The 25905-nt window shown below is 63.2% G+C and carries 23 protein-coding genes and 1 riboswitch; of the genes, 8 read left to right on the plus strand and 15 right to left on the minus strand.

The features are described from left to right. Positions 1-864, plus strand: coding sequence for an archaetidylserine decarboxylase (asd, locus tag OZ911_RS26185; RefSeq protein WP_024717361.1), 864 nt, complete (start codon positions 1-3; stop codon positions 862-864). A gap of 108 nt (positions 865-972) precedes the next feature. Here the strand turns inward: asd and serB are convergent, their stop codons facing one another. Then, entirely contained in the window at positions 973-2187 is a 1215-nt protein-coding gene (gene serB / locus OZ911_RS26190; RefSeq protein ID WP_016489459.1) for a phosphoserine phosphatase SerB, read from the minus strand. A gap of 134 nt (positions 2188-2321) precedes the next feature. On the opposite strand from serB, the gene OZ911_RS26195 reads away from it, so the two are divergent. Beyond that, complete coding sequence (locus OZ911_RS26195) at positions 2322-3776, plus strand: AhpA/YtjB family protein (RefSeq protein WP_070086513.1); 1455 nt, start codon at positions 2322-2324, stop codon at positions 3774-3776. 111 nt (positions 3777-3887) lie between these two features. Here the strand turns inward: OZ911_RS26195 and OZ911_RS26200 are convergent, their stop codons facing one another. The 9 genes from OZ911_RS26200 to OZ911_RS26240 form a co-directional block, all read right to left on the minus strand. Further along, positions 3888-4598, minus strand: a complete 711-nt coding sequence (locus OZ911_RS26200) for a PqiC family protein (protein WP_016489461.1) — start codon at positions 4596-4598, stop codon at positions 3888-3890. A 171-nt stretch (positions 4599-4769) separates the two neighbouring features. Further along, positions 4770-7028, minus strand: coding sequence for a DNA topoisomerase IV subunit A (gene parC, locus OZ911_RS26205; protein WP_023047364.1), 2259 nt, complete (start codon positions 7026-7028; stop codon positions 4770-4772). 10 nt (positions 7029-7038) lie between these two features. Then, positions 7039-7557 carry a retropepsin-like aspartic protease family protein gene (locus tag OZ911_RS26210; protein WP_016489463.1) on the minus strand — a complete coding sequence of 173 codons (519 nt, stop codon included), beginning with the start codon at positions 7555-7557 and terminating at the stop codon, positions 7039-7041. Then, a complete protein-coding gene (locus tag OZ911_RS26215) occupies positions 7554-8540 on the minus strand; it encodes an esterase-like activity of phytase family protein (protein ID WP_023047363.1) in 987 nt (328 codons plus the stop codon). The genes OZ911_RS26210 and OZ911_RS26215 overlap by 4 nt, the downstream gene beginning before the upstream one ends. Then, the gene (gene parE / locus OZ911_RS26220; RefSeq protein WP_016489465.1) at positions 8537-10441 is read right to left on the minus strand and encodes a DNA topoisomerase IV subunit B; all 1905 of its coding nucleotides are present in this window, start codon (positions 10439-10441) and stop codon (positions 8537-8539) included. Before parE ends, OZ911_RS26215 begins: the two co-directional genes overlap by 4 nt. A 35-nt stretch (positions 10442-10476) precedes the next feature. Beyond that, a complete protein-coding gene (locus tag OZ911_RS26225; RefSeq protein ID WP_016489466.1) occupies positions 10477-11085 on the minus strand; it encodes a YqiA/YcfP family alpha/beta fold hydrolase in 609 nt (202 codons plus the stop codon). A 240-nt stretch (positions 11086-11325) separates the two neighbouring features. Further along, on the minus strand, positions 11326-12123 hold the full coding sequence (gene cpdA / locus OZ911_RS26230; protein ID WP_023047362.1) for a 3',5'-cyclic-AMP phosphodiesterase: 798 nt from the start codon (positions 12121-12123) through the stop codon (positions 11326-11328). A 1-nt stretch (position 12124) separates the two neighbouring features. Beyond that, on the minus strand, positions 12125-12577 hold the full coding sequence (locus OZ911_RS26235; protein ID WP_016501905.1) for a DUF1249 domain-containing protein: 453 nt from the start codon (positions 12575-12577) through the stop codon (positions 12125-12127). Then, positions 12568-13185, minus strand: a complete 618-nt coding sequence (locus OZ911_RS26240) for an NUDIX domain-containing protein (protein WP_016489468.1) — start codon at positions 13183-13185, stop codon at positions 12568-12570. Before OZ911_RS26240 ends, OZ911_RS26235 begins: the two co-directional genes overlap by 10 nt. A gap of 184 nt (positions 13186-13369) precedes the next feature. Here OZ911_RS26240 and OZ911_RS26245 point away from each other — a divergent pair, with 184 nt between their 5' ends. Next, entirely contained in the window at positions 13370-14116 is a 747-nt protein-coding gene (locus tag OZ911_RS26245) for an RsiV family protein (protein ID WP_016489469.1), read from the plus strand. On the opposite strand, the gene cytX is transcribed toward OZ911_RS26245, so the two are convergent. Both cytX and thiC read right to left on the minus strand, forming a co-directional pair. Then, a complete protein-coding gene (gene cytX / locus OZ911_RS26250; RefSeq protein WP_016489470.1) occupies positions 14085-15368 on the minus strand; it encodes a putative hydroxymethylpyrimidine transporter CytX in 1284 nt (427 codons plus the stop codon). The two genes, OZ911_RS26245 and cytX, sit on opposite strands and share 32 nt — an antisense overlap. A 148-nt stretch (positions 15369-15516) precedes the next feature. Continuing rightward, on the minus strand, positions 15517-17397 hold the full coding sequence (thiC, locus tag OZ911_RS26255) for a phosphomethylpyrimidine synthase ThiC (RefSeq protein WP_016489471.1): 1881 nt from the start codon (positions 17395-17397) through the stop codon (positions 15517-15519). Between the two features lie 154 nt (positions 17398-17551). Then, positions 17552-17658: riboswitch (TPP riboswitch) on the minus strand. A gap of 160 nt (positions 17659-17818) precedes the next feature. On the opposite strand from thiC, the gene OZ911_RS26260 reads away from it, so the two are divergent. Beyond that, on the plus strand, positions 17819-19252 hold the full coding sequence (locus OZ911_RS26260; protein WP_016489472.1) for a TolC family outer membrane protein: 1434 nt from the start codon (positions 17819-17821) through the stop codon (positions 19250-19252). 152 nt (positions 19253-19404) lie between these two features. Here OZ911_RS26260 and waaA read toward each other — a convergent pair whose 3' ends face one another. After that, positions 19405-20676, minus strand: coding sequence for a lipid IV(A) 3-deoxy-D-manno-octulosonic acid transferase (gene waaA / locus OZ911_RS26265; RefSeq protein ID WP_268968522.1), 1272 nt, complete (start codon positions 20674-20676; stop codon positions 19405-19407). 11 nt (positions 20677-20687) lie between these two features. Continuing rightward, on the minus strand, positions 20688-21578 hold the full coding sequence (locus OZ911_RS26270) for a LysR family transcriptional regulator (RefSeq protein ID WP_016489474.1): 891 nt from the start codon (positions 21576-21578) through the stop codon (positions 20688-20690). 87 nt (positions 21579-21665) lie between these two features. On the opposite strand from OZ911_RS26270, the gene OZ911_RS26275 reads away from it, so the two are divergent. Next, positions 21666-21998 (plus strand): DMT family transporter, encoded by a 333-nt coding sequence (locus OZ911_RS26275; protein WP_024717360.1) that lies wholly within the window; start codon positions 21666-21668, stop codon positions 21996-21998. 72 nt (positions 21999-22070) lie between these two features. On the opposite strand, the gene OZ911_RS26280 is transcribed toward OZ911_RS26275, so the two are convergent. After that, on the minus strand, positions 22071-22628 hold the full coding sequence (locus OZ911_RS26280) for a hypothetical protein (protein ID WP_054833304.1): 558 nt from the start codon (positions 22626-22628) through the stop codon (positions 22071-22073). A 205-nt stretch (positions 22629-22833) separates the two neighbouring features. Between OZ911_RS26280 and OZ911_RS26285 the strand changes: the two genes are divergently transcribed. Genes OZ911_RS26285 through OZ911_RS26295 form a run of 3 tightly spaced genes read left to right on the plus strand, consistent with a single transcriptional unit; the run spans position 22834 to position 25839 of the window. Beyond that, entirely contained in the window at positions 22834-24009 is a 1176-nt protein-coding gene (locus OZ911_RS26285; protein WP_023048667.1) for an NAD(P)/FAD-dependent oxidoreductase, read from the plus strand. Further along, complete coding sequence (locus OZ911_RS26290; protein ID WP_016489478.1) at positions 24006-24818, plus strand: aldo/keto reductase; 813 nt, start codon at positions 24006-24008, stop codon at positions 24816-24818. Before OZ911_RS26285 ends, OZ911_RS26290 begins: the two co-directional genes overlap by 4 nt. Positions 24819-24870: 52 nt before the next feature. After that, positions 24871-25839: a hypothetical protein gene (locus OZ911_RS26295; protein ID WP_023048668.1), complete on the plus strand. Its 969-nt coding sequence runs from the start codon at positions 24871-24873 to the stop codon at positions 25837-25839. Positions 25840-25905 lie beyond the last annotated feature (66 nt).

A 25905-nucleotide genomic window follows, 5' to 3' on the forward strand; every position in this document is an offset into this window, starting at 1 on the left:
ATGAAATCCCGTTTGTTCATCATCAGCCAGTACCTGCTGCCGCACCACCTGCTGTCGCGGCTGGCCGGCTGCATTGCCGAGTGCCGCGTGCGCTGGTTCAAGAATGCCTTTACCGCCTGGTTCGCCAAACGCTATCAGGTCAACATGTCTGAAGCCCTGGTCGAGGACTTGAGCGCTTATGAGCACTTCAATGCGTTCTTCACCCGCGCCCTGAAGCCGGGCGCCCGCCCGCTGGACGAAACCCCAGGCGCCATCCTGTGCCCGGCCGACGGTGCCGTCAGCCAGCTCGGCCCGATCGAGCACGGTCGCATCTTCCAGGCCAAGGGCCACGGTTTCAGCGCGCAAGAGCTGCTGGGCGGCGACCCGGCCATGGCAGCGCCGTTCATGGGCGGCGAGTTTGCCACGATCTACCTCTCGCCCAAGGACTACCACCGCGTGCACATGCCGCTGGCCGGCACCCTGCGCGAAATGGTCTATGTGCCGGGCCGTCTGTTCTCGGTCAACCAGACCACCGCAGAGAACGTTCCCGAGCTGTTTGCCCGCAACGAACGCGTGGTCTGCCTGTTCGACACCGAGCGCGGGCCGATGGCCGTGGTGCTGGTGGGTGCGATGATCGTCGCCTCGATCGAAACCGTGTGGGCTGGATTGGTGACGCCGCCCAAGCGTGAGCTGAAGACCTTCCGTTACGACGAAGCCAGCCGTGCGCCGATCCACCTGGAGAAAGGTGCCGAGCTGGGCCGCTTCAAGCTGGGCTCGACCGCCATTGTGCTGTTCGGGCCGGAGCAGGTGAAGTGGGCTGAGAACCTGGGCGCTGGTTCTGCAGTGCGCATGGGGCAACTGTTGGCGGCGCCTGCACAGGCTTGACCGTGGTTTCTGCTTCGAGGTGATCGGCGCGGGTTCTTCAGCGCCTGTGAGATCGAGCGCCGCGCGGGCGGCGCTCGATCTCACAGGCGCTGAAGATTAAACGGCAAACTAGCCGCGGGCGTCGCGGTCGCGCAGGCCCAGCAGGTACAGCACGCCATCCAGCCCCAGGGTGGAAATCGCCTGCTTGGCAGACTGGCGCACCAGCGGCTTGGCGCGGAACGCTACGCCCAGGCCGGCCAGCGACAGCATCGGCAGGTCATTGGCGCCATCGCCCACGGCAATGGTCTGCTCCAGCTGCAAGCCTTCTTCGTGGGCCAGCTTTTGCAGCAGCTCGGCCTTGCGCTGGGCATCGACGATCGGCTCGACAGCTACGCCGGTCACTTTACCGTCGACCACTTCCAGCTCGTTGGCAAACACATAGTCGATGCCCAGGCGCGCCTGCACCTGGCGAGCGAAGTAGGTAAAGCCACCGGACAGGATCGCGGTCTTGTAACCCAGGCGCTTGAGCTCGGCGAACAGGTTTTCGGCACCCTCGGTCAGGCGCAGCGAGGCACCGATTTCGTCCAGCACACCCACATCCAGGCCCTTGAGCAGCGCCATGCGCTCCTTGAAGCTGGCGCGGAAGTCCAGCTCACCGCGCATGGCCCGCTCAGTGATGGCCGCCACCTGCTCACCCACGCCGGCCGCCTTGGCCAGTTCGTCGATGACTTCGGCTTCGATCAGCGTCGAGTCCATGTCGAACACCGCCAGGCGGCGGTTACGGCGGAACAGGTCGTCCTTCTGGAAGGCGATATCGACGCTCAGCGCTTCGGCCAGGGCAAAGAAGTCGGCACGCAGGGCCTGGGCATCGCTCGGTGCGCCACGCACGGAGATCTCGATGGCCGCCTTGCCTTTTTCGGTATCGGCATCCAGCGCCACGCGCGCAGACAAACGCTCGATGCGCTCGATGGTGAGCCCGTACTGGCTGATAACCGCACTCACCCGCTGCAGTTGCTCGGGGGTGATCTTGCGGCTGAGCAGGGTGACGATGTGGCGCGCTTCGCCTTGGCCGTCAGCCCAGTGCTGGTAGTCGGCCTCGGAAATAGGCGTGTAGCGGGCCTGCAGGTTCAGTTCGTGGGCCTTGGCCTGTACGCTTTGCAGCAGGGCGGTAGCCACTTCGTTGTCGGGGATGTCGACCAGGATACCGAACGACAAAGTGCCGTGCATGACTGCCAGGCCTATGTCGAGGATGCTCACACCGCCCTGCAGCAGGACGCCGGTGATTGCCGCAGTGAGACCGGGACGGTCCTCACCGGTGATGTTGATCAGGACGATTTCGCGCACAACCTGGCTCCGACTTCGATGAAAAATGCGCATTCTACCGATTTTCCGTGACCATCGGGCGCCAACGATACTTTGCCGACAAAACCGGGGTCGCTATACTGCCCCACACTTTCTGCCATTAAGAGCCGAGCTCAGTGAACCGGCCCACGCCCGTCAAACCAGACAATTTCTTCCTGATGATCTATCGTGCCCTGAGTCAACGCCGCGTGCCGCTGGCATTGCGCATCGCCTGCACCAACATCTTCCTGGTCGCGCTGGCGTTGGTGATCTATGCCTGCGTGATGGGCCTGCAGTTCAAGCAGGCCATGCACGAGCAGGCCGATGCCCTTGGCCAGAGCCTGACCACCCAGACCGCCACCTCGGCGACCGAGCTGCTGGTGTCCAACGACATCCTCAGTCTCAATGTGCTGCTGGGCAACCTGGTGAAAAACCCGCTGGTGGCCCACGCGGCTATCTATAGCGTGGACAACCGTATCCTCGCCGAAGCCGGCCAGCGCCCGCGCAATAGCCTGCTGGGCGAGGCCGAGGGCCTGTACCAGACCAAGATCACCTTCCAGGACGTGACAGCCGGGCAACTGCGCATCAGCCTGGACATGAGCCAGTTCCAGCAACCGATGCTGATCAGCCTGCAGAGCATGGGGATCATGGCGGCCATCCTGTTGGCCCTGGCCCTCAGCCTGAGCCTGCGACAGGGCCGTTTCATCACCCTGCCGCTGCTGCAGTTGCGGGTGTGGCTGCGTGACCCGCAACCCTATACCCCGGCCACAGACCGCCAGGACGAGATCGGCGACATCGCGCGCCAGCTGCATGCGCGCCTGGCCCCGCCGCCACCGCCGGAGCCAGAGCTTGAGGAGGAGGACGACGAGCATTTCGACGACGTCCACGACACTGCACCGGCCTCCACGGCTGCGTCGCGTCCCAGGGTTGCCGCATTGGCTGAGGAGGATGACGACGCCTTTGCCGGCCTGCTGGACGACGACAGTGCGCCCAAAGCCGCCCCGGTCGAGTCTGACGAGCCGCAGTACAGCGCCGTACTTGCCGTGCAACTGGGCTCGCAGGAACAACTGCGCCGTTTGCCCCGCACACGCCTGACCGAGCTGACCGAACGCTACCGCGATTGCCTGGAGCATGCAGCCTCGCTCTATGACGGTGAAACCCACACGCTCAACGACGGCAGCACCTTGGTGCTGTTCCACAGCCGCGACTGTGGCGAGGACTACCTGACAAACGCCATCTGCTGCGGTGAGCTGTTGCGCGCCTTGGGTCATGCCCTGCAGATCGAAGTGGCTGACAGCGGCATCACCCTTCAGCTGCAGCTGGGCCTGGTCCTGGGCAACGACCTGCAAGGGCTGGAGCTGGTGGACCTGCTGATGACCGAAAAGGCCCAGGATGCCCTGGCGCTGTCTCAGCACAGCCGCAACCTGTTGCTGGTGGAGCGGCAGATCAGCGATGACGCGCTGATTCGCCAGCGCGCCCGCATTCGCCCGATTGCCAGCCCTGAAGGCGCCTGCTGTGTGGAGCGCTTGATGGAGCCTTACCCGTCGATGCTGGAGCGCCAGCTGGCCCGCATGCACGAACGCCGCGCCTGACAGTTTCCCCCTGTGGGAGCGGGCACGCCCGCTCCCACAAAGTCCGCATCTATCCTTTAGATACAAAAAAGCCCGCAACCTATGCGGGCTTTTTTGTGGATGGCTGTTGGATCAGAACCGATAAACTTCCATGTCGGTGCGAATCGGCGAGGCCATCGGAATCTTGGACTTCTCCGGTCCCTTCTTCACCTGCACCGGTGCAGCGGGCTTTTTCGGGGCTTCTTCGGCAATCGCCGGCTGGTTGGCCAGCGGCTTGACTGCGGTGCTCAGCTGTTCAGCCAGCTTCTGCAGCAGTTGGCCCTGAGCCTGTACCTGCGACGACTCGCTACCCTCATGCTGCTGCTCGAGGTGAACGATACGGTTGTCACGCACATGGCCCCGGCGGTCCAGCAGACGCCACTGGGCATCCAGGATGGCCGGCTGGTTTTTGCCCGAGTCCAGGCGCGTGATCGACAACAGTACCTGCACGTCCGGGCTGAAGCCAGCGGTCGCCGGCGCCAGCACAACGCGCTGGCTGTCCAGGCGCCAGGCCAGTTGACGCACCAGCAACTGGTCGATATCCGACGAAAGGCTACCCGCCCAACGGCCGTCAGTCGCCGCGCTCAGGCTGCCATCGGCTTGACGCTGCAGGAACGTCTCACGCTGCAGGTAATCGGCTACCGATACCGGGCCGAGCACCACGGCCATGCCTGCACTCTGCGAAGGCTGGCCAGGATCACCACTGTCGAGCTGGTACAAGGCAACCGGCTGATGCATGGTGCACCCGCCAAGGCCCAGCAGGCCAGTCATCAACAGCGCAAATGGAAGGCGCAGAAGTTTCATCATCCCATCCAGGCGGTCGCCTATAGGCCACCGCAGTGATACATATAGATTCAAACGGGCACACGACTACGTCGGCACCGCAAGGGCCATATCATCCGCGAAATAACCGTCCGACTCCAGCATTTCTGCCCGGAACGGCGCTGAAATTGCCGTTCCAGACATTTCTGCACGTTACGCCGGCACTTCCACCTGCAACCCATCGACGCGCTGGAAGCCGCGTGGCAGCTTGCTGCCTCGCCGTCCGCGCTCGCCCTTGTAATGCTCCAGGTCGTCCGCTTTCAGAGAAAGGGTACGCTTGCCGGCTTGCAATACAAGGGTCGCACCTTCGGCAATAACGGCCAGATCGGTGACATATTCTTCACGACTGGCCACCCGGTCGCCCGGCACGCCAATGATCTTGTTGCCCTTGCCCTTGCCCAGCTGCGGCAAGTCGCTGACCTTGAACACCAGCAAGCGACCTTCGGTGGTCACGGCTGCCAGCCAGTCCTGCTCGCGATTGGCCACCGGGCGCGGGGTCATGACCTTGGCACCGTTGGGCAAGCTGAGTAAACCCTTGCCGGCCTTGTTCTTGGCCTGCAAGTCTTCACCCTTGACCACAAAGCCGTAGCCCGCATCCGAGGCCACCACGTACAGCGCGTCGTCGTCCGGCAACAGCACGCACTCGAAGGTGGCCCCTGGCGGTGGCGTCAGGCGGCCGGTCAGCGGCTCGCCCTGACCACGTGCCGACGGCAAGCTGTGAGCAGCCACCGAGTAGCTGCGGCCCGTAGAGTCGATGAGCACGGCAAACTGGTTGGAACGCCCGGCCGCAGCGGCCTTGAAGCCATCGCCGGCCTTGTACGACAAGCCGGTGGCGTCGATGTCGTGGCCTTTGGCGCAACGCACCCAGCCCTTCTCCGAGAGCACCACGGTGACCGGCTCGGTCGGCATCAGTTCGTTTTCCGAAAGGGCCTTGGCTTCGACGCGCTCGACGATGGGCGAACGGCGCGCATCGCCGTAGGTTTCGGCATCCTTGATCAGTTCGCTGCGCACCAGCTTGCGCAGCTTGGCCTCGCTGCCCAGCAGCGCCTGCAGCTTGGCCTGTTCCTTGAGCAGTTCGTCCTGCTCGCCGCGGATTTTCATCTCTTCCAGGCGCGCCAGCTGACGCAGGCGGGTCTCGAGGATGTACTCAGCCTGGATTTCGCTCAGCTCGAATCGGGCAATCAGCGCCTGCTTGGGGTGCTCCTCGGTACGAATGATGTGAATCACTTCATCCAGGTTGAGGAATGCGGTGAGCAAACCGTCCAACAGGTGCAGGCGCCTTTCCACCTTGTCCAGGCGATGCTGCAGCCGCCGGCGAACAGTGTTGGTGCGGAACTCCAGCCACTCCACCAATATTGCACGCAGGTTCTTCAACTGCGGGCGGCCGTCCAGGCCAATGATATTGACGTTGACCCGGTAGCTGCTCTCCAGGTCGGTGGTGGCGAACAGGTGCTGCATCAGTTCGTCGGCATCCACACGGTTGGAGCGCGGGATGATGACGATGCGGCACGGGTTCTCGTGGTCGGATTCGTCACGCAGGTCCGCCACCATCGGCAGTTTCTTGGCCTGCATCTGTGCGGCGATCTGCTCCAGCACCTTGGCCCCGGAGACCTGGTGTGGCAGTGCAGTCACAACGATATCGCCATCCTCGACGCGGTAAACGGCACGCATGCGGATCGAGCCGCGGCCGCTTTCGTACATCTTGAGGATTTCTGCCCGCGGCGTGATGATTTCCGCCTCGGTGGGGTAGTCCGGCCCCTGAATGTGCTCGCACAGCTGCTCGATGGTGGCCTTGGGCTCGTCGAGCAGGCGCACGCAGGCGCTGGCCACCTCACGCAGGTTGTGCGGCGGCACGTCGGTGGCCATGCCCACGGCGATACCGGTGGTACCGTTGAGCAGGATGTTGGGCAGGCGCGCCGGCAGCACGGCCGGCTCCTGCAGGGTGCCGTCAAAGTTCGGTACCCAATCCACGGTGCCTTGGCCAACTTCGCTGAGCAGCACTTCGGCGTAGCGTGACAACCGCGCCTCGGTATAACGCATGGCGGCGAACGACTTTGGATCGTCCGGCGCACCCCAGTTACCCTGGCCGTCGACCAGGGTGTAGCGGTAGCTGAACGGTTGCGCCATCAGCACCATGGCCTCGTAGCAGGCCGAGTCGCCGTGGGGGTGGAACTTGCCGAGCACGTCACCGACGGTGCGCGCCGACTTCTTGTGCTTGGCATCGGCATCGAGCCCCAACTCGCTCATGGCATAGACGATGCGTCGCTGCACCGGCTTCAGGCCATCGCCGATGTGCGGCAAGGCGCGGTCCATGATCACGTACATGGAATAGTTGAGGTAGGCCTGTTCGGTGAAGTCAGCCAGCGAGCGGCGTTCGACACCGTCCAGGCTGAGTTCCAGTGAGTCGCTCATGCGGGCCTCGTCATTTCAGGTTCTGGCGTAGCAGCATGGTGCCGCCGCGCTGGGTAAATTCAAGTTGTTTCAGGGCACTCATGCCCAGCAGTACGGTTTGCCCGTCCAGCCCCGGCACCACGATGGCGCGCACATCCTGCAGGCGGATATCGCCCAGTTGCAGGCTGACCAGGCGTGTGCGGTAGCCTTCGGTGCGGCCATTGGCGGTGCTGAGCAACACCGGGCTGCCGCGCTCAAGGTTCAGGTCACGGGCCAGCGCCTCGGGGATCGCCACATCGGTGGCACCGGTGTCGAGCATGAAATGCACCACCTGGCCGTTGATCGCGCCATCCACCATGAAGTGGCCCTGGCCGTTGCCCAGCAGGCGTACTTCGACAAAGCCTTCGCCGTGCTCGGACTGCACCTGGGCATTAGGGTTGCGCTGGCTGTCTTCCCACTGGCCGAAAAAGCGCGTGGCGAGGAACAGTGCCGCCGCCCAGGCGACGATCATCAGTACCCTGCCCGCCCGCTTGCCCGGCGCCTGGCTCATGGTTTGGCGCTCCAGCCACCTTCCGGTGCAGCGAAGCGCCAGACAATCGGGCGCGTCTCGCCATCGGCCCGGGCGCCGTTGTTGTTGTCCAGGCCGATCCATGCGCCCTTGGCATCAATCACAAGGGCTTCGGCCAGGCCGAATGGTTGCGGGTATCGGCGCGCCTCGGCCAGGGCGTCGGCCGCAAACGACCAGCAGCGCTCGACCTGACCGCTGTCGGTATCACGCCGGCAGACCCGGTAAGCATTGCGTTCGAGGGTGAAGAGCTTGCCCTCGAACCAGGCCAGGTCGGCAAAATCGCGCGACAGCGCCCTGGCATTGGGCATTTGTGCAGGCTGCATCTCGACTCCGGCCTCGCTCAGCAGCACACAGCTGCGTCCGCAGGTCCACACCGATTGCTGGCGCTCGATGGCCACCAGGCCACGGCGCTCGCGTTCGGCGGCCAGCCACAGGCGGTCGCCCGCCGGGTTGATCGCCAGGCCTTCGAACAAGGCATTGAAGTTCAGCAGCATGCCGCTGGCGCGGGCCTGGCGCACCATGGCCGGGTCGATCTTCAACCAGTCCGGCTCGCCTTGTACCGGTAACTGCAATACGGCGGCATGGGCTTCACTGGCCAGGTACAGGTTACCCGCCTGGTCACAGGTGATACCTTCGAAATCCAGCTCGCCCCCGCGAATGTACGAGGCCGCCCAATTACGCGATTTCAGGCCCCATGGCAGGCCGCTTTCCGGAGGCGATGGCGGGGTAAAGGTGAGCGGTTGCGCGCGCCACGTCGGGTTCTGCTGGTCGAAGCGGTAGATGCGGTCGTCGTCGCGGTCGGACACGCCCCACAGCCCGCCCCGGCATTGCGCCAGGCCGGACAAGTTGCCACCGCGCATGCCGTCAATCGGGTGCTCGGCAGTGAGCTTCAGCTCGGGCCAGTTACCCGCCAGGGCAGGCAGGGCAACCAACGCAACGCAAACGGCAAGAACGTGCCGAATCAAACCATGACCTCGGCCAGGTTGCCTTTGGTTTCCAGCCAGCTCTTGCGGTCACCTGCGCGCTTCTTGGCCAGCAGCTTGTCCATCAGCTCGCAGGTGGCCTCGACGTCATCCAGGGTCAGCTGCACCAGGCGCCGGGTGTTCGGGTCCATGGTGGTTTCACGCAGTTGCGGCGGGTTCATCTCACCCAGGCCCTTGAAGCGGGTAACCTGCGGTTTACCGCGCTTCTTCTCGGCCACCAGGCGGTCGAGGATGCCGTCACGCTCGGCTTCGTCGAGGGCGTAGTAGATTTCCTTGCCCAGGTCGATGCGATACAGCGGTGGCATGGCCACGTACACATGCCCCGCCTCCACCAGCGCACGGAAGTGCTGGACGAACAGCGCACACAGCAGCGTGGCGATGTGCAGGCCGTCAGAGTCGGCGTCGGCGAGGATGCAGACTTTGCCGTAACGCAGTTGCGCCAGGTCTGTGGCACCCGGGTCAACACCGATGGCCACGGCGATGTTGTGCACTTCCTGGCTGGCCAGAACTTCGCCACCGTCCACTTCCCAGGTGTTGAGGATCTTGCCGCGCAGCGGCAGGATCGCCTGGTATTCCTTGTCCCGTGCCTGCTTGGCCGAGCCACCCGCCGAGTCACCCTCGACCAGGAACAGTTCGGCACGCATCGGGTCCTGGCCGGCGCAATCGGCCAGCTTGCCCGGCAAAGCCGGGCCCTGGGTGATGCGCTTGCGCTCGACCTTCTTGCTGGCCTTCAGGCGGCGCCCGGCGTTGCTGATGGCCAGTTCTGCCAGTTGCATGCCCAGCTCGGGGTGGGCGTTGAGCCACAGGCTGAAGGCGTCCTTGACCACGCCGGAGACAAAGGCAGCCGCCTCGCGCGACGACAGGCGCTCTTTGGTCTGCCCGGAGAACTGCGGCTCCTGCATTTTCATCGAGAGCACGAAAGAGATGCGCTCCCACACGTCCTCCGGCGCCAGCTTCACCCCACGCGGCAGCAGATTGCGGAACTCGCAGAACTCGCGCATGGCATCCAGCAGGCCCTGACGCAGGCCGTTGACATGGGTGCCGCCCTGCGCAGTGGGGATCAGGTTGACGTAGCTTTCCTGGACGCTGTCGCCGCCTTCTGGCAACCACAGCAACGCCCAGTCTGCGGCTTCCTTGTTGCCCGCCAGGCTGCCGCAGAACGGCTCGTCAGGCAGGCGCTGGAACTCGCTGACCGCATCGACCAGGTAAGAACGCAGGCCGTCTTCATAGTGCCACTCGACCTTCTCGCCGCTGGCTTTGTCTTCGAAGCTTACCAGCAGCCCCGGGCACAGCACGGCCTTGGCCTTGAGCACATGCTTGAGGCGGCTGATGGAGAACTTGGGTGAGTCGAAGTACTTCGGGTCTGGACTGAAGTAGACGCTGGTACCGGTGTTGCGCTTGCCGACCGAGCCGACCACTTCCAGCTCGCTGGCCTTGAAGCCATCGGCGAAGGTCATCTGGTATTCGTTGCCGTCGCGCTTGACGCGCACACGTACCTGGGTCGACAGGGCGTTGACCACCGAGATACCCACACCGTGCAACCCCCCGGAGAACTGGTAGTTCTTGTTGGAGAACTTGCCGCCGGCATGCAGCTTGGTAAGGATCAGCTCGACACCGGACACGCCCTCTTCCGGGTGGATGTCCACCGGCATGCCGCGGCCATCGTCGCTGACCTCCAGCGAATGGTCGGCATGCAGGATGACCTGCACAGAACGGGCGTGGCCAGCCAGGGCTTCGTCAACACTGTTGTCGATGACTTCCTGGGCCAGGTGGTTGGGGCGGCTGGTATCGGTGTACATGCCCGGCCGCTTGCGGACCGGGTCAAGGCCCGAGAGGACTTCGATGGCGTCTGCGTTATAGGCGCTAGCGCTGGGATTGGCCATAGGGTCTCGTCGTCAGTCTGGTGAATGCAAAAAGGTCAAAATACAGAAAAATCGAGCGCCGCGTAGTGCCCGCGAGCAATGCCGGCAAACGCCAGCAGAGCCGGCAGGCGCTCGGCAAAGCCCTGGAAGCTGTGATCGCCACCGGCCTGGATACGCAGGGCGCATGCACGGTAATAACGCTCGGCATGGCGATAGTCCAGGGTCTCATCGGCGGTCTGCAGCCACACTTGATAGCGGCCGGCATCCACCGGGGCCGGCACTTCCAGCTCGGCCAGGGCCTGTACGTGATCGTGGGTCAGCTCCCAGGTTTCACCGCTGTAGTGATTGCGCTGAGTGCCCAGGTACCCGTCGAAATGCTTGTGCGGCGTTACCGCAGGGTTGACCAGCAGGGCCTTGAGGCCATGGCGCTCGGCCAGATGGGTGGCATAGTAGCCGCCGAGCGAACTGCCCACCAGCAGTGGCGCACCCAGTTCGGCGATGGCCGCTTCAAGCTGGGCGATGGCCTGCCGCGGGTGGTGATGCAAGGCGGGCACACGTAGCTGGGCCGACAGGCCCAGTTGCTGCATCACGGCGTCGAGCTGGCGCGCCTTGGTCGACAGCGGCGAGCTGTTGAAGCCATGGATATAGAGGATGGAACCCGACATGCTGCCCCCGAAATCTGTGGCTTCGCGCCTGATGATGTGGGCGCAGGGACGCGCAGTGTAGCGCGTTCGCCGGGTTTTGGCGCCGCACCGTGGTTTTAGCAACAAATTCTTCAACAGACTTGAAAGTACCGGGGGCGCTCTGCGCCCATTCGCGGCACAAGGCCGCTCCCACAGGGATTCCCGGTCTCCTGTGGGAGCGGCCTTGTGCCGCGAATGGGCTGCGCAGCAGCCCCAAGATCCTCAATACCCCGGGCTATCAAAGTCGAGTTTCACCGCAAAATCCGTGGCCCGCTCCACCCCGGTTTCCAGCCGCCCGTCGGCGTGCAGGCGCAACCAGCGGTACCCGGGCTGCTCCTCGCTCACCTTGAAGTCTTCGCTGCGCGCCGCGAACTGAATACAGGTTGAAGGCGTGGCCAGCAGGCGCCGCCCGTCGCGCACCTCATCCCATTCCTGATGCACATGCCCCCACAGCAACGCCCGCACCTGTGGATAAGCCTCGACGATATCGAACAGAGCCTGGGCATTGCGCAAGCCGATCGGCGCGATCCAGGCGCAGCCGATGTCTACCGGCTGATGGTGGAAGCACACCAGGCAATGCCGCTCGCCCGCCTCGTTCAAGGCGGCCTCCAGCACCGCCAGCTGGTCGCTCTCCAGCAGACCGTGTGTCGCCCCCTGCACCGCAGTGTTGAGCATGACAATACGCCAGGCCCCAACATCAGTTACCGCTTGCACCAGCTCCGGGGCCACTTCAGCCATTATCCGGGCCTCGTCGTGGTTACCCGGCAACCAGCGGGTGGGCACGGCTAACGGCGCCGTCAGCTCCCGGAACGCCTCATAAGAGGCAACGCTAGCGTCCTGGGACAGATCACCTGTACACAACAGCAGGTCGATAAGCGGTTGCTCGCGCCGCACCTGGGCCACCACATGGCGCAGGCTGTCACGGGTATTGAGCCCCAGCATGCTGCCGGCCGGATCGGCGAAAAGATGGGCGTCGGTCAGTTGCAGCACATGTACAGGGCGCGTCTGGTCTGGATGCATGTCAGCGAACGCTTGCCAGTTCGTGGCCGCAGGCCAGGCAGTGGCTCAGCCATTCACCCAGGAACAGGTTGAGCTGGGCCTTTTCGTCCGGCTGGTGCATGGCCTCGTTCGGATACGGGTAGATACTGCGCAGGCGCCGGGTGTGTTCGGCGCTGACCACTTCGGCCATGCGTGCATCGTGGTACACCTGCACTTCCAGGTGCGGCACCGGCAGCCACGGCAGGCTGTGCTCCTGACGCACATGCAAGGTGGTGGTGTACGGGCAGGCCAGCACCACGTCCAGCACCAGCACGCCGAGCATCTGGTCGCCCTGGGTCATGCCGATGCGGCGCGAGCTCTGGGTGGTGCGCATGTCGGGCAACAGGCGCATCAGCCGGGCGTAGTTGGCCTCGCAGGCGGCCTGCAGCCCGACCAGGTCGACTCGATAGCGCTCGCGCAGCAGGTTCACTTCCACATACCTCGTACTTCGTCACGGTTCAGCGCCAGCCATTGCAAGCCGATAATAGTCGCCGCGTTGCAGATGCGCCCATCGCGTACCGCCTGCAAGGCATCCTCGAACGACCACACGCGCACGCGGATGTCTTCGCCCTCTTCTTCCAGACCATGCAGCCCTCCCGCGCCTTCGCTGCTGCAACGGCCAAGGAACAGGTGAACGTATTCGTCACTGCCGCCGGGCGACGGGAAGTAGCGGGTCATCGGCCACAAGGCACTGAACGTCAGGCCGGCCTCTTCCTCGGCTTCGCGATGGGCGACTTCCTCGGGTTCTTCATCCTTGTCGATCAGCCCGGCAACCATCTCGATCAGCCAGGGGTTACCGACCTTGTCCAGTGCGCCGACGCGGAACTGCTCGATCAGCACCACTTCATCACGCAACGGGTCGTAAGGCAGCACACACACTGCATCGTGGCGCACAAACAGTTCGCGGCTGATCTCGCGGCCCATGCCACCGGCAAACAGCTCGTGGCGCAGGTGCACCTTGTCGAGCTTGTAGAAGCCCTGGAAGCAATTGTCCCGCTTGACGATCTCGACCGCCTTGGGCACCGAATTCAACGTGTCTGACATGGAAATCCTCGTTACCTCAATTACCGCATCGCGCCATCCTACTCTGCACGCTTGCCCGTTTCACCCCTTTCCGGCAACCGTTCGCACACTCGGGACAGCGCGTCTTCACTCTGTTAGCTTAGTGGCGAACTGAAGGCCGCGCAGACGGTCAAAGGCCGACTTTCCCTGTTCTGCAAGGATCACCATGACACTTGTCAAACTGACTTCCGTGGCTGTGCTGGCACTGGCTCTGGGCGCCTGCCAGAGCCTGTTCACGCCCAACTACCGGGCCCCGCTCGAGGTCAAGCGCGACGCCTGGGAGCATGTCAAACCCGGCTGCAGCGAAAGCGACTGCCCGCTGGTGAACATCGACACGGTCCACTTCCCGGCCCTGCCCGCGCTCGACGGCATTGTCGAAAAGCGCCTGCTGCAACTGACCGAAGACAATCAGCATGGCACCGCGCCCAGCACCTTGCAGGCCTACGAACAGCAATACCTGGCCAGTGCCGACAAACGTAACAGCAGTTATTTGCAAGCCAAGGTACGCGAGCAGCATGACGGGCTGGTGATCATCGAATTGTCCAGCTACCTGGACAGTGGTGGCGCGCATGGCATGCCCGGGCGCGGCTTCATCAACTACTCGCGCAAGCTGGACAAGGTGCTGACCCTGCAGGACATGCTTGTGCCAGGCCAGGAGGAGACCTTCTGGAAAACCGTCGAGGAGTCGCACCGGGCCTGGCTGATGAGCGTGGGCATGGACAAGGACGCCGAGTTCGTCAAGACCTGGCCGTTCAAGAAGTCGCCGCACATCGCCCTGACGTACGGCGCGGTAGTGGTCAAGTACGAGGTCTACGCCATCGCGCCCTATTCCATGGGCCACGTGGAACTGAAGATCCCCTACCCGCGCCTGAATGGCGTACTCAAGCCTGAACTGTTTCCCGGCCGCGGCTGAAGCTCAGCAGCCCGTGCAGCACACCTGCCAGTAACAGTGCTGGCAGGGTAGCCCCCAGCTCTGGAGCGTTGGCGGCAATCAGGTGATAGGCCGCCACCCCCGCAAACCAGGCCACCAGTGCCTGCCAGTGCAAGCCACCCACCTGCGCCGGCAGGCGACGACGACGGATCACGTAGTGGTCCATCAGCACCACGCCAAACAGCGGCGCGAACACCGAACCAATCAGCAGCAGGAAGTTTTCGTACTGGGCCAGCGGGGCCAGCAGGGCGATCAGGGTGCACAGTACGCCAATGCCCAGCGCCAGGTGCTCAACCTTCACAGGTACGAGCACGCCGGTGGAAACAGCCGCCGAGTGGATGTCGGCAAAGGCCTTTTCCGACTCGTCCAGCAGAATGAGCAGCAGCGGAATACCCATGCCTGCGCCCGCCAGGGCCAGCAGCAAGGCATTGACTTCGCCACTGGCGGCAAAGGCCAGGGTGTAGGCCACGCCCAGGCTCATCAGCCAGGTGTTGCCGATGAAATAGCCAAGTACCGTGCCGCCGAACACGTGCTTGCCGTTGCGGGCGAAGCGCGAGTAGTCGGCGATCAGCGGCAACCAGGACAGCGGCATGGCGATGACGATGTCAAAGCCCACGGCCAACGACATCGAACCGTCACCGGCGCGGCCCCACAGTTCAGCCAGGTCGGCCTTGGCGAACAGGTTCCAGGTCAGCCACAGGCAGGCGCCCAGCAACACCCAGATACCCCAGGCGCGCAGCACCTTGCGCACGAAGGCCAGCGGCCCGCTGACGGCCAGCAGGGTGGCCAGAGCGCCGAAACACAGGGTCCAGAGCATCGGGCTGTTCCAGGCACTGCCTTCGCCGAACGCCCGCGCGCCCAGCAGGCTGGCGGCATCGCGCATGACAATGATCTCAAATGCGCCCCAACCTACCAGTTGCAGCAGGTTGAGCACAGCCGGCAAGCGCGCGCCATGGCTGCCCAGGCTGAGTTTCAGGGTGCCCATGGCAGAAAGGCCGGTGTCGCTGCCGATGACACCGGCGGCGCCCAGCAACAGCACACCCACGCCGGTGCCCAGGGCGATGGCCAGCACCGCGCTGGCAAGGCCAAGGCCTGGGGCGAGCATGGCGCCGACTTGCAGCACCATCAGGCCGATGCCGAGGGAGAACCACAGCGAGAACAGGTCGCGGGCGCCGAAGATGCGCTGGTGGGTGGGGACCGGGTGGTCGGGGGAGAATTGGCTGGGGGTGGTCATTGTCATGTTCGCCAGAGGAATGGATGGGGCTTCGCCGAGCCATTGTGGGAGCGGGCTTGCCCCGCGAAGGCGTCTGGCCTGCCGAACGCGTTGGCGCAGCTGACGCTTTCGCGGGGCAGGCCCGCTCCCACAAAGGGAAATGACGTTCTTACACTTTGTGGTACAGCTGGCTGCCTTCCTGGCGGAAACGCTCGGCCTGCTCGCGCATACCTTGCTCGACCGTTACATCCACGGCCTCGATCTTGGCGGCGTATTCACGCACTTCCTGGGTGATTTTCATCGAGCAGAACTTTGGCCCGCACATCGAGCAAAAGTGCGCCACCTTGGCCGATTCCTTCGGCAGGGTCTCGTCGTGGAAGGCACGGGCAGTGTCCGGGTCCAGACCCAGGTTGAACTGGTCCTCCCAACGGAACTCGAAACGCGCCTTGGACAGGGCGTTGTCGCGAATCTGCGCGCCGGGGTGGCCCTTGGCAAGGTCGGCGGCGTGCGCGGCGATCTTGTAGGTGATGATGCCGGTCTTGACGTCATCCTTGTTCGGCAGGCCCAGGTGTTCCTTGGGCGTGACGTAGCAGAGCATGGCGCAACCGAACCAGCCGATCATCGCCGCACCGATGCCCGAGGTGATGTGGTCGTAGCCCGGGGCAATGTCGGTGGTCAGTGGGCCGAGGGTGTAGAACGGCGCCTCGTCGCAGCACTCCAGCTGCTTGTCCATGTTCTCCTTGATCAGCTGCATCGGTACGTGGCCAGGGCCTTCGATCATGCACTGCACGTCGTGCTTCCAGGCGATTTTGGTCAGCTCGCCGAGGGTTTCCAGTTCACCGAACTGCGCGGCGTCGTTGGCATCGGCGATCGAGCCAGGGCGCAGGCCATCACCCAGCGAGAAGCTGACGTCGTAGGCCTTCATGATTTCGCAGATTTCGTCGAAGTGCGTGTAGAGGAAGTTTTCCTTGTGGTGCGCCAGGCACCACTTGGCCATGATCGAGCCACCGCGGCTGACGATACCGGTGACGCGCTTGGCGGTCAGCGGCACATAGCGCAGCAGCACCCCCGCGTGGATGGTGAAGTAGTCCACGCCCTGCTCGGCCTGCTCGATCAGGGTGTCGCGGAACAGTTCCCAAGTCAGGTCCTCGGCCACGCCATTGACCTTTTCCAGGGCCTGGTAGATCGGCACGGTACCGATTGGCACCGGCGAGTTGCGAATGATCCACTCACGGGTTTCGTGAATGTGCTTGCCGGTGGACAGGTCCATGACCGTGTCCGAACCCCAGCGAATGCCCCAGGTCAGCTTGGCCACTTCTTCCTCGATCGAGGACCCGAGGGCACTGTTGCCGATGTTGCCGTTGATCTTCACCAGGAAGTTGCGGCCGATGATCATCGGCTCCACCTCCGGGTGGTTGATGTTGGCCGGGATGATCGCGCGCCCGCGGGCGATTTCCTGGCGGACGAATTCGGGGGTGATTTCTTTCGGGATGTTGGCACCGAAGCTGTGGCCGGCGTGCTGCTCGTTCAGCAGGCCAGCGGCGCGGGCTTCTTGCAGCTTCATGTTTTCGCGGATGGCTACATATTCCATCTCGGCGGTGATGATGCCCTGGCGGGCATAGTGCATCTGCGAGACGTTGGCGCCGGCCTTGGCACGGCGCGGGTTGCGCACGTGGGCGAAACGCAACTTGGCCAGTTCGGCGTCGTTCAGGCGCTGCTGGCCAAAGTCGGAGCTGAGCCCGCCCAGGCGCTCGGTGTCGCCGCGGGCCTCGATCCACGCCGAACGCACGTCGGCCAGGCCCTTGCGCACGTCGATGATGACGTTGGGGTCGGTGTACGGGCCCGACGTGTCGTAGACCAGTACCGGCGCGTTGGTCTCGCCACCGAAATCGGTCGGGGTATCGTCCAGGCTGATTTCACGCATGGGCACGCGAATGTCCGGCCGCGAGCCTTCGACATAGATTTTGCGCGAGCGCGGGAACGGTTGCACGGACTGCTGATCGACTTGTGCCGATTCGCTGAGGTTGATCGCTTTTTCTTGTTTGGTCATCACAGGCTCTCCAGACGGCTTCCTAGCAGTGGAATGTCGGGGAGAACCTGAAAAACGCGGACGCACCCATGAAGGCGTGCAGTGCCGGATAGGGGGTGCCTGAAGCTGCATGCAGCTGCGACATTCCCGGACCTGGCACAAGAGGCTCCCCGGGAAGGCGAGCAATCTTGTTCCCTACGCAGGCGCTAACCTGATCAGGTTCAACGGGATCCGCACCTCTGCGATCTCAGCCTTTGCTTCAAGGCACCCCGACAAGAACATGCGCAGTCTAGACTGGAGTGGTCGGCAAAGCCAAGCGGGTAAATGCGCGGATGATGAAAGGCACACCGAGCGATTGTTGCCGGGTGCGCATGGCACTACACTGGCCCATCGCTCGATACTCAACAGTTCAGTAATTAAATTTCGTACAAGGATTGCCTCTATGCTGCGCAAACTCTCACTGGCGATAGCCGTGTCTTGTGCGTCCAACGGAATGGTCTGGGCAGCGGATATGCTCCCGACAGTTAAAACCGACCTGGTCAGCGTTTATCAGGAAGCGGTAGACAACAACGCCGACCTGGCAGCAGCACGCGCCGATTATGGCGCCCGCCGCGAAGTAGTACCGCAGGCCCGCGCCGGGTTGCTGCCGAACCTGTCGGCCGATGCCGAAATGATGAACACCCGCACCAAGCTGGACGAGCCCTCCATCACCTCCAACCGCAGCGGCAATTCATGGAGCGCAACCCTGGCCCAGCCAATCTTCCGCGCTGATCGCTGGTTCCAGCTGCAGGCCGCCGAAGCGGTCAACGAACAGGCAGCGCTGGAGCTGTCGGCCACTGAACAGAACCTGATCCTGCAAACCGCGCAAAACTACTTCGCCGTGCTGCGCGCGCAGGACAACCTGGCCGCGACCAAGGCTGAGGAAGCCGCGTTCAAGCGCCAGCTGGACCAGTCCAACGAACGCTTCGATGTGGGCCTGTCGGACAAGACCGACGTGCTGCAATCCCAGGCCAGCTACGACACGGCGCGGGCCAACCGGATCATCGCCGAGCGCCAGGTGCAGGATGCCTTTGAAGCGCTGGTTACCCTGACCAACCGTGAATACACCTCGATTCAAGGCGTGGTGCATACCCTGCCCGTGCAGGTACCCACGCCAAACGACGCCAAGGCTTGGGTCGAAACCGCCGGCCGCCAGAACCTCAACCTGCTGGCCACCAACTATGCGGTTTCTGCTGCTGAAGAGACCCTGCGCCAGCGCAAGGCCGGCCATGCGCCGACCCTGGATGCCGTGGCCAAGTACCAGAAAGGTGACAACGACAGCCTCGGCTTTACCAACCCTTCGCAACTGGGCGTGCGCTACAGCGGCGATGTCGAACAGACCAGCGTTGGCCTGCAACTGAACATCCCGATCTACAGCGGAGGCCTGACCAGCTCGCAGGTACGCGAGGCATATCAACGCCTGAGCCAGAGCGAACAGCAGCGTGAAAGCCTGCGCCGCCAGGTGGTGGAAAACACCCGCAACCTGCACCGCGCGGTGAACACCGATGTAGAACAGGTACAGGCGCGCAAGCAGTCGATCATCTCCAACCAGAGCGCGCTGGAAGCCACTGAAATCGGCTACCAGGTAGGTACCCGCAACATCGTCGATGTGCTCGATGCCCAACGCCAGTTGTACACCTCGGTGAGGGATTACAACAACAGCCGCTATGACTACATCCTCGACAACCTGAGCCTGAAGCAGGCGGCCGGCACCCTGAGCCCGCAAGACCTGCAAGACCTCAAGCGCTACCTGAAACCGGACTACAACCCGGACAAGGACTTCCTGCCGCCAGACCTGGCTGCGGCAGCGGCCAAGAACTTTGAGCGTCGCCCTTGAAATAGGGGCGTATTTCTCACAGACCGGGTTGCTTTCGATGGCCTCATCGCCGGCAAGCCAGCTCCCACAGGTTCCTCACTGGCCTCAAACCCTGTGCAGTACCTGTGGGGGCTGGCTTGCCGGCGATGAGGCCAGGACAACCAAAGCAAACGTCAGCGGACAAGCGCATCCAGGCCATCGAGCAAGCGCTGCAACGCGCCCTGATTGGCCCGCATCACCGCCCTGCCCGCCTCGCCCATGCGCTGCGCATCCTGCGGCAACTCGACCAGCCGCCGCACCGCACCGGCCAGCCCGTCGGCATCGTCCACCTGCTGCAACGCCCCCGCTTCACGCAACATCGCGCTGATTTCGAGGAAGTTGAACACATGTGGCCCCATGAGCACCGGCAAGGCCAGCGCCGCAGGCTCCAGCGGGTTGTGCCCTCCCGTCGGCACCAGGCTACCGCCGACAAAGGCGATATCGGCCAACGCATAGAGGAACAGCAACTCCCCCATGGTATCGCCCAGCAACACGCGGGTCTGGGCATCGACCGGCGCTGCAGAAGAACGGCGCACGGTGGTGAATTGCTCGCTGCACAGCGCATGCACCGCAGCAAACCGCTCAGGGTGACGCGGCACGAGGATCAGCAAGGCATCGCCATGCACCTGCAACAACTGCCGATGAGCCTGCAGAATCAGCGCATCTTCACCGTCATGGGTACTGGCGGCAATCCACACCGGGCGCTGCTCGGCCCCCCACTGCTCACGCAATGCCTTGGCACGCGGTAGCAGTTGCTCATCGATCTTCAGGTCGAACTTGATCGAGCCGGTGACTTTTACGCATTCAGGGCGTGCGCCCAGATCACGGAAGCGCTGAGCCTCGGTTTCAGTCTGCACGGCAATCAGACTCATCTCGGCCAGCATCGGCCGGGTCAGCCTGGCAAAGCGCCCGTAGCCGCGTGCCGAGCGCTCGGACAATCGTGCATTGGCCAGCGCCACCGGAATCCCGCGTTTGGCACACTGGTGAATGTGGTTGGGCCACAGTTCGGTTTCCATGATGATGCCCAGCTTCGGCTGGACATGGTCGAGAAAACGCCCCGCAGCCCACGGCAGGTCGTAGGGCAGGTAGCAATGCTGCACGCGCGGTTCGTCGGCGAACATGGCGCGAATACGCTCGGAACCGGTCGGCGTCATGCAGGTCAGCGTGATCGGTAGTTCGGGATAAGCCTTGAGCAAGGCGCGAACCATGGGCGCTGCAGCAATGCTCTCGCCTACCGACACCGCGTGCACCCAGATCCCGCCCTGGTGCATAAGGGGCAGGTTGAGCGCAAAACGCTCGCCGATACGCTGCCCATAGGCTGGCGCCTTGCGCGCGCGCAGGTACAGGCGCAGCGCAACCAGCGGCAGGCCCAGGTGAAACAGCAAGGTATAGAGTGTTCTGTTCATGGCGGCGAAGTTTACCCGATCGCGCGCAGGTGCACTGCAAAGCGCTCTGCCAGCCACTGCGCGGCCGGGCCCAAGGGTTCATCGCGGCGCCAGGCCAGCTCGGCCACCAAGGCCGGAGGCCGCCAATCGCTGTCCAGTTCAACCATATGCGCTTGGTAGGTCGGATACTGCACCACATGCCGTGGTAACCATGCCCAGCCCAGGCCGCGCATCAGGAGTTCGGCCATGGCGTAGAAGCTGTCGGCGCGCCATACCTGAGGGCTGATCGCCTCGCCGCCGGGATAACCGCTTTGCTGTGGGGTGATCAGTAACTGCCGGTGGCGTGCGAGTTGTTGCCGGGTGACCCGGCCTTCGCCCGCCAGCGGGTGGCCGACCGCGCACACCGTAACCATCTCCACACTGCCCAGCGCCCGCCGCTCCAGCGATGCCGGGATGCTCTCGTGGAGGAAGAACAGGCCCAGATCGGCGCGCCGCTCCACCAGCTTACGCGCTACATCGCCCTGAGCACCGCTGGCCAGTTGCACCTCCAGAAACGGGTAGCGGCTGGCCAGTTCGTCGAGGCTGTCGATCACCGGCTGATACGGCATGGCTTCGTCCTGGGCAACCCGCAGCAGGGCTTCCTGGCCACGCATCAGCGCGAGCGCCCGGCCATCCAGGCGTTCGCACTGACGCAACAGTTCACGGGCATCTTCCAGCAAGGCCGTACCGTTTTCGGTCAGCCTGGGCTGGCGGCCGCTGCTGCGCTCGAACAAGGTGACGCCAAGGTCGGTTTCCAGCAGCGCGATGGCATTGCTTACGGCCGATTGCGCCTTACGCTGCTCGCGCGCAACGGCGGAGAACGAACGCAGCTCGGCAACCCGTGCAAACAGGCGCAGTTGTTCCAGATCCCAGCGCTCTGCCATTAACCTATCTCCATTTCTGATAGGTAATGACTTTACCGCATCCAGGGCGCGTCTAGAATGCTCGACCAGTCACCGGAGAAACGCATCATGAACGCCTATACCTATCTCGCTATCGCCATCTGCGCCGAAGTCGTCGCCACTGCCTCCATGAAAGCGGTCAAAGGCCTGAGCACGCCGTTGCCTTTGCTTTTGATGGTGGTGGGTTACGGCATCGCGTTCTGGATGCTGACGCTGGTGGTACGCAGCATTCCGGTGGGCATCGCCTATGCGATCTGGTCGGGGCTGGGGATTGTGCTGATCAGCGTGGCGGCGCTGGTGATATACGGGCAGAAGCTGGATCTACCGGCAATGGTGGGAATGGCGATGATTGTTGCAGGCGTGGTGATAATTCAGCTCTACTCGAAATCAGCTGGACATTGAACGCTCTAAAAAATTGCCGGCACGCTAGTAAATGGCCGCGCCGGCAACATAAAAAACACTCGGAAATTGGAATCACCCCTCGTCGGATATCTCACCAACCCCCTGCGGCCGAATTTCCAATTTCGAAATGAAAAAATCATTCCCAGAAGTTTCGGTAATCGAGTTCTCTATCGCGAGTATGGTTACGTCATCACGGACAGTAAATTCTCCAAAATAATGATCGTAATCATCTTTTAAGTGAAAACCTGTCTTGAGAATGGTGCCGTTATAATGAAATGACAATCTAGGTTGATTATAAGCACCCTGGCGCCTGGCGGTCATAGCGAATTTCAGTTTATAGCCAGGCGGAAAACCCGAAATCACTTTATACATTATGATTCCTGGGCGCAGAGGCCCCTCGCTGCCGCTACTGCCAAACCGCAGGACAGAACCTTGTTCTGGTTTTTCAGGATCCTCCTGAATTTTCACGAGCGCAGACTGGTTATAAAGCCGCCACCCATTCAAACCATATTTAAGAATATCTTTTTCTTTGTAATCAACGCCTGCCTGAAGCGAGAAATCAGTCAGATGAATAAGACTATTCATATTTTTACCCTCAGTATTTTCAACGCCATTCAAAGCGATAGACAACCGAGAATCCAGCGTAACACCCCCTCGCGAACTCGAAACTAGCAAATATGACAGTTGCCATGCCGACTTGAAGGAAGTACTGGGCAAACCCACATGTAGTTCGAATCATCCCCCTGCTGCAGCGCGCTACTATCAGAAGGCTGGGCACACAGAGGCACGGCCTTAGCTTGTATACTGCCCAGCTGTCCAACCTTGGAGGTAATCCATGCCAACCGCCATTTCCACTGACGTGCTGATCGTCGGCGCCGGGGTCGCTGGCTTGTGGCTCAATGCCCGGCTGCGCCGCCTGGGCTACTCGACCGTGCTGGTGGAACGCGCCAGCCTCGGCGGCGAGCAGACCATCAAGTCTCAAGGCATTATTCACGGCGGCACCAAGTACGCCCTGCACGGCGCCCTGACCGGTGCTTCGGAAGCCATCGCCGACATGCCACGGCGCTGGCGCGAGGCCCTGGCTGGCGACGGCGAACTCGACCTGGGGCGTACCCGTCTGCTATCCGATGCCCACTACCTGTGGTCGCCGGGGACCTTGGCCGGCAACCTCACCAGCTTCTTCGCCAGTAAGGCCGTGCGCGGCCGGGTCGACCAGGTCAAAGGTGAGCATCTGCCGCCCGCTTTGCAGGACCGCGCGTTCAAAGGCAAGGTCTATCGCCTGGCGGAACTGGTAATCGATGTCCCGAGCCTGTTGGCCAACCTGGCCGAGCTGGCCGGCGACTCCCTGCTGGCAGGTGAACACATCGAACCGTTGCGTGAAGGTGATGCGCTGGTCGGCCTGCGCGTGGACGACCGGGAAATCCGTGCCCAGCGCATCGTATCAAGCGCCGGTGCCGGCACCGAAGGTTTGCTGCAGGCGCTGGGCCTGGACCAACCAGCCATGCAAACCCGCCCGCTGCACATGGTCATGGCCAAGGGACCGAACCTCAAACCCTTGTACGCCCACTGCCTCGGTGGCGGGCCCAAGCCGCGCGTGACGGTGACCACCCACCCGGCGGCAGATGGCCAGTGGGTGTGGTACCTCGGTGGTGACCTGGCCGAAGCCGAAGGCGTGGCGCGCGAACCTGCCGCTCAGATTGCTGCGGCGCAGAAGGAAATCGCCAACCTGCTGCCCTGGGTCGACCAGAGCCAGGTGCGCTGGGCCACCCTGCGAGTCGACCGTGCAGAACCCGCACAATCGGGCCTGGTACGCCCGGACAACGCATTCCTCGCCGACCAGCAACGCTTGATGGTGGGCTGGCCGACCAAGCTGGCTCTAGCACCCGACTTCAGCGACCGGGTAATCGCCAACCTGGAGCGCGACGGCATCCGCCCACAGGCACAAGCCGACCTGGCCGGCCTGCCACGTCCACCGCTGGGTGTACCCGCCTGGGAGCAACTGCTGCCATGACCCTGCCTACGTTGCACGATTTCCACCGCCCCCTGGGCAGCACCGGCTTCAAGGTGTCCCCCTTAGGCCTGGGCACAGTCAAGCTTGGCCGAGATCAGGGCGTGAAATACCCCACCGGCTTCACCATCCCCGGCGATGACGAAGCCCGCATGCTGCTGGCACAGGCCCGCGAATTGGGCATCAACCTGATCGACACCGCCCCCGCCTATGGCCGCAGCGAAGAACGCCTGGGCCCGCTGCTGCGCGGCCAGCGCGATGAATGGGTAATCGTCAGCAAAGTCGGCGAAGAATTCGACAACGGCCTGTCGCACTTCGACTTCAGTGCGGCCCACACCCGCCGTTCGGTGGAGCGCAGCCTGCGCCGCCTGGAAACCGACCGCATCGAACTGGTGCTGGTGCATTCCGACGGCAACGACCTGGCCATCCTCGAACAGCAGGAGGTCTACCAGACCCTGGCGGAGCTCAAGCAAGAGGGCAAGATCCTCGGCTTTGGCCTGTCCGGCAAGACCGTGGCAGGCGGCCTGAAAGCGCTGGAGCAAGGCGACTGTGCCATGGTCACCTATAACCTCAACGAACAGGCAGAACGCCCGGTGCTGGACTACGCTGCCGAACACGGCAAGGCCATCCTGGTAAAGAAGGCCCTGGCCAGCGGGCATATCTGCCTGGCCCCGGGCGTTGACCCGGTGCAGGCAAGCTTCGAGCTGCTGTTCGCCCACCCGGGTGTCAGCAGTGCTATCGTCGGCACCATCAATCCGCTGCACCTGGCCCACAACGTGGCCACCGTCGCCCGTATCCTGGGCCAGCACTGAGTTACCCCTGGCCCAAGGGCCAGAGGTACGACCCGACGCAAGGAGGAGCCTCGTGGCGCGAACGTTGATCCGCAAAAACCCGAGCAACTTCAAGACACTACCACTGCATGTCGAGGCAACGCCCGAAGGCCTGACCTATCAGAGCATCGGCATGCCGCTGAACTTTGCCCAGACCCAGCAGCGGCGCAAGGCCATTCAGCTGCCCGACACACAGCACTTCGTGGTCGAACTCGCCAATCTGGGTGTGTCGGTGCGGCTTACCCTGCATTGGCAAAACCGTGATTACTGGGTGTTGGTACGTCAGCGTCGGCAAGACCGGGGCGATGTGGTGTTGAAACTGATTTCTGGCTATGTGCCGGCGCAGGAACTGAACCTCCCGCTGCACACGGCGGTTCAGGAAGTGGCCGAGGAATGCCTGCTGGAAACCCCGGAAGGCTGGCTGGGCGGGCGTTTCAACGACACCTGGCTGCCCGTGCCCTACGCCGCCGCCCTGCACTACCGCGAAACGCCACATTTCGTGCTTACCCCACAGTCCGGTGCCGCCCGCCCCGTGCACTGCAGCAAGCTGATGCTAATGGAGCGGCCACGGGCCTACGTGCACTTGCCCACCGCGTCGCTCCAGCTGATCTACGACATGCGTCTGCAGGTGCCTCGGGAAGCCAAAAAGCTCAGCTTGTTCCATGTCGACGAGCGACTGGAGGGTGACCAACTGGAAGCCCGCCTCAACCGCAAGCGGCCAGACCTGTATCTGATGCCGTTGAAGGACGGCCAGCCAGTGGCGGAGCTGTATACGCTGAAAAAAGATGAGCTGGTGCCGGCGAGCACACGCGGGCTGTATCTGGCCGAGAGTTTTGCCCGGCAGGAAGGCTGGGTGGTGACGGAGGAGCGGGTGCGCTGGAAGGACTGGGTCAAACAGCAGGGGTTGGTGGAGAGCAAGCCGGCGCGGGCGTCGCACCTGCAGCGGTTTGGCGACAAGGCCCGGGCGCTGCTGGAGCGCGCCCGCACCTCACTTCACAAGTGAGTCCCTGGGGCTGCTGCGCAGCCAATCGCCGGCACACCAGCTCCCACAAGGCCTGTGCAGGACTCA

The organism is Pseudomonas fortuita (assembly GCF_026898135.2).
Classification (GTDB): Bacteria; Pseudomonadota; Gammaproteobacteria; order Pseudomonadales; family Pseudomonadaceae; genus Aquipseudomonas; species Aquipseudomonas fortuita.

What these genes read in the sequence shown, in the direction of transcription:
- asd (WP_024717361.1), top strand. Translation starts at nt 1, where the DNA reads ATGAAATCCCGTTTGTTCATCATCAGCCAGTACCTGCTGCCGCACCAC.
- OZ911_RS26200 (WP_016489461.1), bottom strand. Translation starts at nt 4,598, where the DNA reads ATGAAACTTCTGCGCCTTCCATTTGCGCTGTTGATGACTGGCCTGCTG.
- parC (WP_023047364.1), bottom strand. Translation starts at nt 7,028, where the DNA reads ATGAGCGACTCACTGGAACTCAGCCTGGACGGTGTCGAACGCCGCTCG.
- OZ911_RS26210 (WP_016489463.1), bottom strand. Translation starts at nt 7,557, where the DNA reads ATGAGCCAGGCGCCGGGCAAGCGGGCGGGCAGGGTACTGATGATCGTC.
- parE (WP_016489465.1), bottom strand. Translation starts at nt 10,441, where the DNA reads ATGGCCAATCCCAGCGCTAGCGCCTATAACGCAGACGCCATCGAAGTC.
- OZ911_RS26225 (WP_016489466.1), bottom strand. Translation starts at nt 11,085, where the DNA reads ATGTCGGGTTCCATCCTCTATATCCATGGCTTCAACAGCTCGCCGCTG.
- cpdA (WP_023047362.1), bottom strand. Translation starts at nt 12,123, where the DNA reads ATGCATCCAGACCAGACGCGCCCTGTACATGTGCTGCAACTGACCGAC.
- OZ911_RS26240 (WP_016489468.1), bottom strand. Translation starts at nt 13,185, where the DNA reads ATGTCAGACACGTTGAATTCGGTGCCCAAGGCGGTCGAGATCGTCAAG.
- OZ911_RS26245 (WP_016489469.1), top strand. Translation starts at nt 13,370, where the DNA reads ATGACACTTGTCAAACTGACTTCCGTGGCTGTGCTGGCACTGGCTCTG.
- cytX (WP_016489470.1), bottom strand. Translation starts at nt 15,368, where the DNA reads ATGACCACCCCCAGCCAATTCTCCCCCGACCACCCGGTCCCCACCCAC.
- thiC (WP_016489471.1), bottom strand. Translation starts at nt 17,397, where the DNA reads ATGACCAAACAAGAAAAAGCGATCAACCTCAGCGAATCGGCACAAGTC.
- OZ911_RS26260 (WP_016489472.1), top strand. Translation starts at nt 17,819, where the DNA reads ATGCTGCGCAAACTCTCACTGGCGATAGCCGTGTCTTGTGCGTCCAAC.
- waaA (WP_268968522.1), bottom strand. Translation starts at nt 20,676, where the DNA reads ATGAACAGAACACTCTATACCTTGCTGTTTCACCTGGGCCTGCCGCTG.
- OZ911_RS26270 (WP_016489474.1), bottom strand. Translation starts at nt 21,578, where the DNA reads ATGGCAGAGCGCTGGGATCTGGAACAACTGCGCCTGTTTGCACGGGTT.
- OZ911_RS26275 (WP_024717360.1), top strand. Translation starts at nt 21,666, where the DNA reads ATGAACGCCTATACCTATCTCGCTATCGCCATCTGCGCCGAAGTCGTC.
- OZ911_RS26285 (WP_023048667.1), top strand. Translation starts at nt 22,834, where the DNA reads ATGCCAACCGCCATTTCCACTGACGTGCTGATCGTCGGCGCCGGGGTC.
- OZ911_RS26290 (WP_016489478.1), top strand. Translation starts at nt 24,006, where the DNA reads ATGACCCTGCCTACGTTGCACGATTTCCACCGCCCCCTGGGCAGCACC.